Genomic DNA, 12,379 nt, shown 5'->3' on the forward strand with positions numbered 1-12,379 from the left:
ATCGCGCAAGTGCCGTTGGTAAATTGTTCGACAACTTCTGCTGAGCGGTCGGCTGCTTAGAACAAATGAATCTCTTCGGTGCGCAAAGCGCGGTACTCGCCCGGTTTTAGCGCGTGATCCAGCGCCAGCGGGCCCATGGATTCGCGGTGCAGGCGCAGCACTTTGTTGTTGAAGTGGCCGAACATGCGCTTCACCTGATGGTAACGACCTTCGACGATGCTCAACCGCGCCGTTCGCGGGCCGAGCACTTGCAGCTGCGCCGGTTGGGTGGTCAGGTCCTCAAAGGCGAAGTAGATCCCCTCGGCGAACTTGATCGCATATTCCGGGCCGATCTCCTGTTCGGTCTCGACGTAATAGACCTTCGGCAGTTTGGTCTGCGGCTGGGTCAGGCGCCGCGACCAGCTGCCGTCGTTGGTGATCAGCATCAGCCCGGTGGTGCTGAAATCCAGACGCCCGGCGATGTGCAGGTCGTCCTTGTCCGGCTCGTGGATCAGGTCGAGCACGGTCGGATGCTCGGGATCGCGGGTGGCGCTGACGCAGCCTTGCGGTTTGTACAGCATGAAGTAGCGCGCCGGTTTGCCGGGTTGCAGCACTTCGTTGTCGACTTCGACGCGGCTGAATTCAAGGACTTCGCTGTGGGGATCGCTGACGACTTTTCCGTCAATGCGCACGCGCTTTTCCACCAGCAACAGGCGAACCTGCTTGCGGTTGTAGCGGGGCAGGTTACTCAGGAAACGGTCGACACGCATGATCAGCAATCGGCAGGTAGCGGGGCGCGCATCTTACGGGATCGACGGCCTGGCCGCTTGCAGTTGCGCCTCGACCTGGGCGCAGCGCGGGCACAGGCAGGACTTGTCGCGCAGTTCCGCCGGCAGGGCTTCGAGCACTGCCGGGTCGATGGAAACGCCGTAGCACCAGCAGGCGCGGTCGGCGGTGCGCGGGTCGGCCAGGGTGCAGTCGTTGCGGGCGCCGCAGGCCGGGCAGAGGTCAGGTGTGTTATTGGTGTCAGGCATAGGTCGAGTGAGGCATTTCCACGCAGGTGCGGTTACGGCCGGTCTGTTTGGCCCGGTACATCGCATGATCGGCCCGGGACAGCAGACTGTGCAAGGTGTCATCCGGTTGCAGGGTGGTGGCGCCGATGCTGACGGTCAGATTCAGGGTGTGACCGTTGTAGGCATATTCATGCTGTTCGACGTGCTGGCGGATCTTCTCGGCAATCTTCTGACCGATCTCGCCGTCGGTGTCTTTCAACAGAACGATAAATTCCTCACCGCCCCAACGGCAGACGATGTCGGAATGCCGCAGGCAGCTTTGCAGGTCCCTGGCGAACCCGATCAGCACCTGATCGCCGGCCATGTGCCCGTAGGTGTCGTTCAAAACCTTGAAGTGATCCAGATCCAGCAGCAGCGCGGTCAGCGGTTTCGGCTCACGGTGCGCTTCGTGCAGCGCTTGCACGGCGAGCAGGTCGAAGCCGCGGCGGTTGGGCAGTTCGGTGAGGCTGTCGAGGGTGGCCTGAGCGTGGATCTTGTCCTGATAGCGCTTGATCAATCGATTGACCAGCGCCAGCACGATCAGCGTCACCAGCAGGCAGATCAGCAGGTTGAGATAGAGCGACTGGCGGATTTCACTCAGCGCGCCGTCTTCGCGTTTGTCGACGAACAAGTACCAGTTCAGCTCTGGAATAAACCGCACGTTGAGGAAATGCCCCTGGCCGTGGGTGGAATATTCATAGCTGCCGCTGTGGGGTTTGGGCAATTGGCTGACAAGGCTTTTCATGCTGTCGATGTCGGTCAGGCTTTTCCCGACCCGCGCCCCTTCCGGCCCACCCTCGGCGCCGGTCAAGACCAGCCGACCGAAGGTGTCGACGAAGTACACACTGCGTTGATAGCGCTGCTGATACTTGTCGATCAGCTTGATTACCGCGTCCACCGTCAGCCCTACGCCGGCGGCGCCGATGAAGCGATTGTTGTAGTCGTAGACCTTGTAGTTGATGAAGAAGGTCATGTTGTCTTTGTTGGCCAGATCCGGGTCGACATTGATCTCGTACGGATCCTTCATGTCGCGCACGCGGAAGTACCAGGCGTCGCGTGGCTCGTCGATCTTCACCTGCTTGAGCACGCCCTTGGCATGGTAGTAGGTGTGGGTGCTGTTGGAGACGAAAAACGCGGTGTAGGCGCCGTAGTGGGTCATGACCTCGTCGAGGTAGCGGGTCATCTGGTCGCTGTCTTTCTCGCCGTTCACTACCCAGTCGCGCATGAAGGTGTCGCGGGACATCATCGAGGAAATCAGGATCGGTCTGACCAGGTCTTTCTGGATTTCCGAGTACACCGTGTCGGAGGTCAGCGGCAGTTCGGTGTTGACGATGTTGTCGCGGATCGACGCCCGCGAGGCGTAGTAGCTGAGCAGCGAAGTAGCAAGGAAACCTGCGCCGAGCAGGGCGACGAGGGTCAGTACCAGCGAACGTTGGGAGTGAAACGCAGATCTGAGCGGCATTGGCAATTCCGTTGACAGTGACCCGATGGGCAGCATTCTAGTGGCACGGCGGGGAAAAGACTGCGGGATTTGTGCCTGAAATGCGGGGGGATCAGCCGGGCAGGGGTGTCTGGAGAATGGCTCACTCATCCAGCCCCCTCCCGGAACGAAAGGGGGCCGCTGTTCGGATCAGTTTCCGGTTTGCAGATACGCTCGCCACCCGCCCAGGTGGCTGATGTCGATCGCACCTTCCAGGCCGTAGGGTTCGCAGATGAATCCGCTTTCCCAACGGCCATCCGCCAGTTGCACCTTGCCCAGTCCCAGCGGTGCCGGGATCCCGGTCAGGAACGAGCCCAGTTCACTGCTCGGCAACTCCCAGACTTCCACTGCAATGGCCACGCCACCTTCGGCCACGCGCAGCATTCCTGGACGCAACGGTGGGCCGCCGGCCAAGGCATAGAGTTTGTAGTTCTTCGAGCTGTAAGTGGCCTCGATCAGGCGTGCGCCGCGTTGCCGCAACTGCCAGTTCAGGGCCAGTCCGTCCAGGTGCGCACCGCAGACCACCAGTCGTGCACGGTCATGGCGCGCCGGATTGTTCGGCGTCGGCAGCGCGGGATCCTGCTGGCGCTGCAAAGCGTCCGCCACACTCAGCAAATACTGGTCGGTGAACGCCCGGCCAAACAGCGTTACACCCCACGGCAGACCGTTGACCATGAAACCGCTGGGCACGGCGACGGCAGCGTAATCGAGCAGGTTCATGAAGTTGGTGTAGTAGCCCAGTTCGGAATTGCGCAGCACCGGTTCGGCGTCGAGTTCCGCCAGCGTCACCGGACGACCGATGGTGGGCGTGAGCACGCAGTCGAGTCCTTCCAGTGCTTTATCGCAAACGGCTTTCAGCGCTTGCAGGCGGTATTGCGCGCGGAACGTCTGCACGCCGCTGACGGCCGGTGCTTTGGCCAGCACCGCGCGGATCACCGGCAGCACTGCTTCGGGATTTTCTTCCATCAACTCGCCGGCCACGCTGTAGCGCTCGGCCACCCACGGCCCTTCATAGAGCAACCGCGCCGCTTCGAGGAACGGCGACAGGTCCAGTTCGACCGCTTCACCGCCCAGAGCTTTCAGACGGTCGATGGCATCGCCGAACAGCCGCGGGCCTTCCTCACAGCCGAAAAACGCCAGGTCTTGCGCACGCGGTACACCGAAGCGAAACGGCCGTGGCGCGCCGAACGCGGTGCCGTCGTTCCATGACGGATTGCTGCGGCTGTATTCGTCCCTCGGATCGAGGCGCGCGGTCAGCGCCAGCAGCTGACTGGCTTCCCGCGCCGTTGCGGTGAACGTGGTGACGCAATCGAGCGTGCGACAGGCCGGCAGCACCCCGGCGGTGGAAATCAGGCCTTTGCTGGCTTTCAGACCCACCAGGTTGTTCAGCGCCGCCGGCACCCGGCCGGAGCCGGCGGTGTCGGTGCCCAACGCGAAACTGGCTACACCGAGCGCCACGGCCAATGACGAACCGGCGCTGGAGCCGCCCGACGGATACTCCGGCAACACGCTGTTCGGGCAGGCGCCGTAAGGCGAACGGCTGCCGTTGAGGCCGGTGGCGAACTGGTCGAGGTTGGTCTTGCCCAGCGGAATCGCGCCCAGCGCCAGCAGCTGCTCGACGATGGTCGCCGAACGCTCCGGTACGTAGGCGAACGCCGGGCATGCAGCGGTGGTCGGGACACCGGCCAGATCAATGTTGTCCTTGATCGCAAACGGCACGCCATACAACGGCAGGCTGTCGAGATCGCGACCGTCGAGGGCGGCCAGATACGGCTCCAGTTCTTCGGCGCTGAGCAGATGGATGAACAGGTGATAGTCCGGGTTCAGCGCAGCGGCTTTTTCCCGCAACGCCAACAGCAATTGCCGGGGTGTGGTGTCGCCATTGCGGTAGGCCTGGCGCAGGGCATCGAGTTGCAGATTCATGGGTTGATCCTTTGGCAAATGGTTTCAGTCGAGTTCCAGCACCACGACCCGTTGTCCGGCACGCACCGCCGATCCCGGCTGCACGCGAATGTCCTGCACCACCCCGGCCATGGGCGCGAGCACGGGGATTTCCATCTTCATCGACTCCAGAATCACCAGCACATCACCGGCCGCCACGCGGCTGCCGACCTCGACCTGCACCTGCCAGAGGTTGCCGGCAATGTGGCTGTCGATACTTTGCTGGCCGCTGGTCAGCGGTGTGTCTTCGCTGCTGTCCGGCACGGCTTCTTCGCTGTCGAAGTGCGCCTGGCCACTGGCGATCCAGCGTTCGCGCTCAGCCTGGAAGGCACCCTGTTGCTGCGTTCGGAAGGCGTCGATGGTCTCGGCTTCGCGTTGCAGAAAGGCCTGGTAGTCGGCGAGGTTGAGCTGGCTCTGTTCGATGTTCAGGTCGAAACGCCCGAGGGGAAAATCCCGGCGGATGCGCAGCAGTTCTTCGGCGCTGACCGGGTAGAAACGGATCTGATCGAAAAACCGCAGCAGCCACGGTTTGCCGTCGAACGCGGCGACTTCGCGATAGCGGTTCCACATCTGCAAGGTGCGCCCGACAAACTGGTAACCGCCGGGGCCTTCCATGCCGTACACGCACATGTAGGCGCCGCCGATGCCCACCGAGTTCTCGGCGGTCCAGGTGCGTGCCGGGTTGTACTTGGTGGTCACCAGCCGATGGCGCGGGTCGAGCGGGGTGGCGACCGGTGCGCCGAGATACACATCACCGAGGCCCATCACCAGATAACTCGCATCGAATACCGTGCGCTGCACTTCATCGAGGTTCGGCAGGTCGTTGATGCGGCGGATGAACTCCAGATTGCTCGGGCACCACGGCGCGTCCTTGCGCACGGTGGTCATGTATTTCTCGATCGCCAACTGGCAGGCCGGGTCGTCCCACGACAGGGGCAAGTGGACGATCCGCGACGGCACTTGCAAGTCCTGGGCGGCGCACACCGCATCCCATTCACCGGCGACGATGCCGAGCAGATCGGCCAGCGGCAGTTGTTCGGGCTGGTAGTGGATCTGCAGCGAACGAATGCCCGGTGTCAGGTCGATCACGCCGTGCAGGTTTTTGCCTTCCAGCGCCTGCATCAGGGCATGGGCGCGAAAGCGCAGGACCAGATCCAGTTCCGGCGCGCCGATTTCCAGCAGCAGATGGGTATCGCCGGATACACGCCCGACCAGCCGCTTGTCGCCCTGACCCAACTCCAGAACCACAGGCGAAACCAGGGCCTGTGGGAGCTGGCTTGCCAGCGATGAAGTTGACGCGGTGTCTGCTCGGGCCCCATCGCTGGCAAGCCAGCTCCCACAGGCGTCCCATTTGAGGGCGAGATCGCGTGCGGTCTTGAGATCGACGGGCACGAACTGCACTTTATCCCCGGCCTTGAGCTGCCCGAGCTGCCATAGATCGGCCTCGATCACCGTCACCGGGCACACGAAGCCACCGAGGCTCGGGCCGTCCGGGCCGAGGATCACCGGCATGTCGCCGGTGAAGTCCACGGCGCCGATGGCGTAGGGGTTGTCGTGAATGTTCGACGGATGCAGCCCGGCCTCGCCGCCGTCGGCGCGCACCCATTCCGGCTTTGGTCCGATCAGGCGCACGCCGGTACGGCTGGAGTTGAAGTGCACTTCCCAGTGCGTGGCGAAGAACGTGTCGATGTAGTGTTCGGTGAAATATTCCGGCGCGCCGTGGGGGCCATAGATCACCCGGATCCGGCGCACGGCGGGCAGTTCGCTGACGTGATGCGGGGCCAGGGTCTGCCCGGCGCTTCGGTCGCTCAGGGGCGCCAGGTGCAACACGTCGCCGGCACGCAGGGCTCGCCCGCCATGACCGCCGAACTGACCGAGGGTGAAGGTGCTTTTGCTGCCCAGATAGTCCGGCACCTGCAGGCCGCCGCGCAGGCACAGGTAGCTGCGGGCGCCGGCGTCGAGCAAACCGCCGAGATGTAACTGGCTGCCCGCTTCAATCAACAGCGCGGTGTTCATCGGCACCGCTTCGCCGTCGAGGGTCAGCGCCAACGGTGCCCCGGTCACCGCCACCACCGCGTCGCAATTGAAGCGCAGCAGCGGCCCGTTCATGGTGATTTCCAGTGCCGCCGCGCCTTCGTCATTGCCCAGCAAGCGATTGCCCAGACGCAACGCGCGACTGTCCATCGGCCCCGAGGGTGGCACGCCCACCGCCCAGTAGCCGAGGCGGCCGGGGTAGTCCTGGACGCTGGTCTGGGTGCCGGCGCTCAGCACTTCGAAGGTGTTGGCCTGGTACACCAGACCTTCCAGGCAACGGGTCCAGGGCTGACCGCTGGCGAACGGTGTATCGAGCAGAATCTGCCGCAGGTAGTCGCGGTTGGTTTCCACGCCGTACAGCATGCTGTCGCCGAGGGCGTGATGCAGATCGGAGCGGGCCTGTTCGCGGGTCGGCGCCCAGCTGATGACTTTGGCGATCATCGGATCGAAGTAGGGCGGGATCTCGCAACCGGCCTCGACCCAGGTGTCGATGCGCAGTTGAATGCCGTTGGCCGCAGGAAACTCCACAGCGGTCAGCAGCCCCGGACTCGGCTGGAAATCGCGCCCCGGATCCTCCGCGTACAGTCGCGCCTGAATCGCGTGGCCGTCCGGTTTCAGGCCCTCAAACAATGTGCTCAGCGGCGGCAGATCTCCCGCCGCCAGTTCAATCATCCAGCGCACCAGATCGACGCCCCACACCTGTTCGGTAACGCCGTGCTCAACCTGCAACCGGGTGTTCACTTCCAGAAAATAGAAGCGCTGCGCATCGCTGTCGAAAACGAATTCGACGGTGCCGGCGCTGCGGTAATTCACTGCTTTGGCCAGTTTGATCGCCGCCGCGCACAGCTCATCCGCCATGCCGTCGGGCAGGTTCGGTGCCGGGGTTTCCTCAAGGACTTTCTGATTGCGCCGCTGCACCGAGCAGTCGCGCACGCCGAGGGCGATCACTGCGCCTTGGCCGTCGCCGAACACCTGGACTTCCAGATGCCGCGCACGCTGGATGTACTTCTCGATGAACACTCCGGCGTCGCTGAAGTTGTTCTGGCCGAGGCGCTTCACCGCCTCGAACGACTCGCTCAGTTCGCTGGCGTTACGGCACACGCGCATGCCGATGCCACCGCCCCCGGCGGTGCTTTTGAGCATCACCGGATAACCGACCTGCGCGCCGGCAATCAGCGCGGCGTCGAGGCTGTCGAGCAGTTCGGTGCCTTCGAGCATTGGCACGCCGTGCTGTTTGGCCAGGGCCCGTGCGGTGTGCTTGAGGCCGAACACCCGCAGTTGCTCCGGTGTCGGGCCGATGAAGGCAATGCCATGGTTGGCGCAGGCTTCGGCGAACGCCGCGTTCTCGGAAAGAAAGCCGTAGCCCGGATGGATCGCGGTGGCGCCAGTGGCTTTGGCGATGGCGAGAATCTTGTCCACGGCCAGATAGGTGCTGGCCGCGGCGCCTTCACCGAGGCTGTGGGCTTCGTCCGCTTGCAGGATGTGCAGGCTGGCGGCATCGGCTTCGGAGTACACCGCGACGCCTTCGACGTGCAGTTCACGCAAGGTGCGCAGAATGCGGCAGGCAATCGCGCCACGGTTGGCAATCAGGACTTTTTCGAACATGCAGAAACCCCCGGAGTCCGCGCAGGGTGCGGGCTCGACTGGGAGGCGGGCCGTCCCGCCGTTTTTGTTCAGACGCCAGGGTCGTCCCCGACGGCGAAATCACTTCACTTTTTCAGGCACTGGCCTGAGCGCGCCTGGCACAGGGCAAACAACCAGCGGCGCAGACGGACGAATGTCAGTTCCATACCAGTAGCTCCGCAGGTGTCGGGTTGTAGGCGTTGCACGGGTTGTTCAGTTGCGGACAGTTGGAGATCAGCACGATCACGTCCATTTCGGCGCGCAGGTCGACATATTTGCCGGGGGCGGAAATGCCGTCCTCGAAGGTCAGGCCGCCGTCGGCGGTCACCGGTACGTTCATGAAGAAATTGATGTTCGGCCCGATATCACCTTTGTTCAGGCGCCCGTCGTGGGCGCAAGCGCGCAGGTAGTTGTCGCGGCAGCTGTGCATGTAGCGTTTTTCCAGGGCGTAGCGCACGGTGTTGCTCTCTTGCGCGCAGGCGCCGCCGAGGGTGTCGTGGCGGCCGCAGGTGTCGGCGATGATGGTCAGCATCGGTTTGCCGAGATTGGAATACAACACGCTGCCGGTGCTCAGGTACACGCTGTTCTGGCGGCGCAATGTGCGTTGCACGTCGTAGCGCTCGCGGGGATTGGCGGTGCTGTAAAACAGGGTGTCCACCGCTTGGTTGCCTTCCAGATCGAGAATGCGCAGGGTCTGGCCGGCCTTGACCTCCATCAGCCAGGGTTCGCCGGCGGGAATGGTGGCGCGGTACACCGCAGTGTCGGGTTGTTTCTGCGAAGTGGCGATAGCAACTGACATGGCGATGATCCTCAGGCGAACAAACGGTCGGTGTTGATAAAGCCGCGCTCGTTCTCCGGGCGCGAGGTACGGCAGTGCTCGGCGACGCTCGGGTCGGCGTTCATCCAGCTCAGCTTCAGCGGTTTGGGTGCGTATTGCGGTGACGGATCCAGCGGGTGTTGCAGGGCGGTCAATACAACCAGGGTATCCATCGGTGCATACAGTTCGATGTAGTCACCGGCCTGCGAATGGCCCTCGACGAAATGGAAGCGTCCGGCGTCATCGACGTTGACCCGGCTGAACAGGTTGAGGGTCATCAACAGGTCGGACAGGCCCAGCCCCCACTTGCCCAGCTCCACCAGCAGGTTGTCGGTGCCGTTGCGAAAGAAGCCGTTGCGCAGTTCCTGATAGCGGCCCTGGCCGTATTTTTCCGCGACCTCTTCAGCGCACAGCACGCCGCCGAGGCTGTCGCTCCAGCCACAAGTGTCTGCGGTGATTGCCGCCAGCACCCGGCCCATGTCCGAGTACAGGCAATGGCCTGCGGTCAGCTTGGCGGTGTGTTGGCACTTGAGGCTGTCGGGCAGGTTCAGGCGCTCGGTTTTCTCGTTGGCGTTGAGCAGGGTCAGGCTGACGTTTGCCCCACCGCGCAGGTCGGTCAGGCGCAGCAGTTGGCCGCGTTTCAGGACGAAGGAACGGTGGCCGCCACCGGGCAGGGTTTCCTCGGCGAAGGGGGGAAACAGTTGGGTCGAATCAGTCATGGGAGCAGTCCTCTCAGGCAATACGAAGCGTGCCGGCCAGCTCGGCGGGCAGGGCGTCGACGGCGGCGCGTTGGGCGCGACGGTCGCTGTTCAAAGGGATGTCGTAGGTGATGCGGGCGCCATAGGCGCCGGGGGCGTGCGGGTCGAGGCGGACCTTGTCGAACACCAGCAGGCGGGTGCCGAGGCTGAAACCTTCGGACAGGTCGTGGGTGACCATGAACACCGTCAGTTGCGTCTCGCGCCACAGCTCCAGCAGCAGGGCGTGCATGTCCTTGCGAATGCCCGGATCGAGCGCGCCGAACGGTTCGTCGAGCAGCAACACGCGCGGCTTCATGATCAACGCCTGGGCGATCGCCAGCCGCTGTTGCATGCCGCCGGACAGTTGCGCCGGGTACTTGTCCAGCGCATGGCCGAGGCCGACTTTGTGCAGCAGCGCCAAGGCCTGCTCGCGGGCGTCCCGTTTGGCGCTGCCGAACAGACGCCCGAGCAGTGGCGCCCGGGGCAGTTCGAGGCCGAGGGCGACGTTGTCCAGCACGCTCAGGTGCGGGAACACCGAGTAGCGCTGGAACACCACGCCACGGCTGGCATCCGGCTCGCGGGCCAGTGGCTGGCCGTCGAGCAGAATCTCGCCGCGACTGGCGGTTTCCTGACCGAGCAGCAGGCGCAGGAAGGTCGACTTGCCGCAACCCGAGGCACCGACCAGCGTGCAGAACTCGCCCTCGTTGACGTTGAGGTTCAAGCCTTCCAGCACCACTTGGTCGGCGTATTGCTGCCACACGTTTTTCACCGTGATGAAGCTCATTTGGCGGCTCCCTCATACCAAGGAAATGCCCGACGGGTCAGGTATTTGAGGCCCCAATCCATCAGCCAGGCGAGCAGGGTGATCCACACCACGTACGGCAGGATCACGTCCATCGCCAGGTAACGGCGCACGAGGAAAATCCGGTAGCCCAGACCGTCGGTGGAGGCGATGGCTTCGGCGGCGATCAGGAACAGCCACGCCGAACCGAGCATCAACCGCAGTGAAATCAGCAGGCGCGGCAACAGTTGTGGCAGAACCACACGCAGCATCAGGGTCCAGGTCGAGGCGCCGAGGGTCTGGGCCTTGATCAGCAGTTCGACGGGGATGTCCCGGGCGCGCTGTTCCAGATCACGGGCCAGGGCCGGGGTGATACCGATCACGATCAGCATCACTTTCGACAGCTCGCCGAGGCCGAAGACGATGAACAGGATCGGCAGGATCGCCAGCGGTGGCACCATCGACAGCACCGTCAGCATCGGCGACAACGGTGCGCCGAACAGCGGCAGGGTGCCGGCGGCCATGCCCAGGCATAACCCGGCCAGCGCCGCGATGCCGAGGCCGATGGCCAGGCGTTGCAGGCTCGACGCGGTGTCCTGCCACAACAGGTATTCACCGGTGCGGCTGTCGGCGTTGAAGGCCAGGCGTTTCACCGCGTCGGTCATCTGCACCGCGCTGGGCAGCAGTTTGTCGTTGGGATTGTCCGCCAGGCGCTCGGCCGAGCCCATGAAATAGGCGAACAGCACCAGGGCGAACGGCAGGATCACCAGCAACAGGCGACTCGGGCGATCCGGGTGGCGATTGATCAGGCGCATGGCCAAATCCTCCGTGGCTTACAGCTTGGCGTCAGCGGCCATCTGCACGTAGGTCGGATCGAAACGCAGCTTGAGGTTGCCGGTATCGCCGCTGGTCACGCCGTTGGCGAACGCCATGCCGACCGCGCTGGTGTCTTTCGCGCCTTCACCGAGCAAACCGTGCTGGAACGAGAACTCGGCGACCCTGCGCATGGTTTCCGGCAGTTGCTTGCTGGTGGCGAACGCCAGGGCTTCTTTCGGTGTGGCGAACAGTCTGGTGGTGTCCAGTTGCGCCTGGAATCCGGCCAGGTCGGTGCCCGAGGCCTTGGCCATGTGCTCAAGTGCGGCTTTGCCCGCCGCGTTCTTGGCGTTCATCAAGTCGACCACTTCGAACCACGCGCCGGTCAGCGCCTTGCCCAGCGCCGGGTTGTCTTTGAGGGTGGCACTGTTGACCACCATCATGTCCATGATTTCGCCGGGGATCTGGCTGGAGTTGAAGACTTCGGTCACGCCCGGTTTGGCCTTGATGTCCGAAAGCATCGGGTTCCAGGTGGTGACGGCGTTGACCTGCTCGGTGTTGAAGGCGGCGGAAGTGTCGGCGTCGGAGGTGTTGACCACTTTCAGGTCTTTCTCGGTGAGATCCACCGAATCCAGCGCGCGGGCCAGCAAGTAATGCGAGACCGACAGTTCGACCAGGTTGACGTCCATGCCCTTGAGGTCGGCGACTTTCTTGCCTTCGCCCTTGAGGACGATGCCGTCATTGCCGTTGGAGAAATCGCTGACGATCAGCGCAGTGCTGTCGACGCCACCGGCGGCGGGAATGGTCAGCGCATCCATGTTGGTCATGGTGCAGCCATCGAACTGACCGGCGGTGTATTGATTGATCGATTCGACGTAGTCGTTGAGCTGGACCACATCGATCTTGATCCCGTACTTCTTCGCCCATTTGTCGACGATGCCCTGGCTACCGGCGTATTCCCATGGCATCCAGCCGGCATAGATCGTCCAGCAGACGCTGAAGTGGTCTTTCTGCGCGGCGGGGGATTGAGTGCTGATCAGCGCGGCGAACGCGGCGGCGAGCAGGGCGGGCAAACGTAGTCGGGACATGGTGGCTTCTCCAGTTGATCGAGGGCGGACAGGA

General features: G+C 63.5%; 10 protein-coding genes. All 10 read right to left on the bottom strand.

Annotated elements, in window-relative coordinates:
• Window positions 1-56: 56 nt before the first annotated feature.
• The gene (locus QRN46_RS20380) at window positions 57-749 is read right to left on the bottom strand and encodes a pseudouridine synthase (RefSeq protein ID WP_285356831.1); all 693 of its coding nucleotides are present in this window, start codon (window positions 747-749) and stop codon (window positions 57-59) included.
• Between the two features lie 33 nt (window positions 750-782).
• Entirely contained in the window at window positions 783-1,013 is a 231-nt protein-coding gene (locus QRN46_RS20385) for a cysteine-rich CWC family protein (RefSeq protein ID WP_041475166.1), read from the bottom strand.
• Window positions 1,006-2,493: a sensor domain-containing diguanylate cyclase gene (locus QRN46_RS20390; protein ID WP_285356833.1), complete on the bottom strand. Its 1,488-nt coding sequence runs from the start codon at window positions 2,491-2,493 to the stop codon at window positions 1,006-1,008. The genes QRN46_RS20385 and QRN46_RS20390 overlap by 8 nt, the downstream gene beginning before the upstream one ends.
• Before the next feature lie 168 nt (window positions 2,494-2,661).
• A complete protein-coding gene (gene atzF, locus QRN46_RS20395; protein WP_285356835.1) occupies window positions 2,662-4,434 on the bottom strand; it encodes an allophanate hydrolase in 1,773 nt (590 codons plus the stop codon).
• A gap of 24 nt (window positions 4,435-4,458) precedes the next feature.
• On the bottom strand, window positions 4,459-8,091 hold the full coding sequence (uca, locus tag QRN46_RS20400; protein ID WP_285356837.1) for an urea carboxylase: 3,633 nt from the start codon (window positions 8,089-8,091) through the stop codon (window positions 4,459-4,461).
• 175 nt (window positions 8,092-8,266) lie between these two features.
• Window positions 8,267-8,908 (bottom strand): urea amidolyase associated protein UAAP2, encoded by a 642-nt coding sequence (locus QRN46_RS20405; RefSeq protein WP_221615167.1) that lies wholly within the window; start codon window positions 8,906-8,908, stop codon window positions 8,267-8,269.
• An 11-nt stretch (window positions 8,909-8,919) separates the two neighbouring features.
• Entirely contained in the window at window positions 8,920-9,645 is a 726-nt protein-coding gene (locus QRN46_RS20410) for an urea amidolyase associated protein UAAP1 (protein WP_221615168.1), read from the bottom strand.
• Between the two features lie 13 nt (window positions 9,646-9,658).
• A complete protein-coding gene (locus QRN46_RS20415; protein ID WP_221615169.1) occupies window positions 9,659-10,447 on the bottom strand; it encodes an ABC transporter ATP-binding protein in 789 nt (262 codons plus the stop codon).
• A complete protein-coding gene (locus QRN46_RS20420; protein WP_221615170.1) occupies window positions 10,444-11,259 on the bottom strand; it encodes an ABC transporter permease in 816 nt (271 codons plus the stop codon). Before QRN46_RS20420 ends, QRN46_RS20415 begins: the two co-directional genes overlap by 4 nt.
• Before the next feature lie 18 nt (window positions 11,260-11,277).
• Window positions 11,278-12,345, bottom strand: coding sequence for a putative urea ABC transporter substrate-binding protein (locus QRN46_RS20425; protein ID WP_285356841.1), 1,068 nt, complete (start codon window positions 12,343-12,345; stop codon window positions 11,278-11,280).
• Window positions 12,346-12,379 lie beyond the last annotated feature (34 nt).

This window comes from Pseudomonas sp. lyk4-R2A-10, assembly GCF_030209075.1.
GTDB lineage: Bacteria > Pseudomonadota > Gammaproteobacteria > Pseudomonadales > Pseudomonadaceae > Aquipseudomonas > Aquipseudomonas glycinae.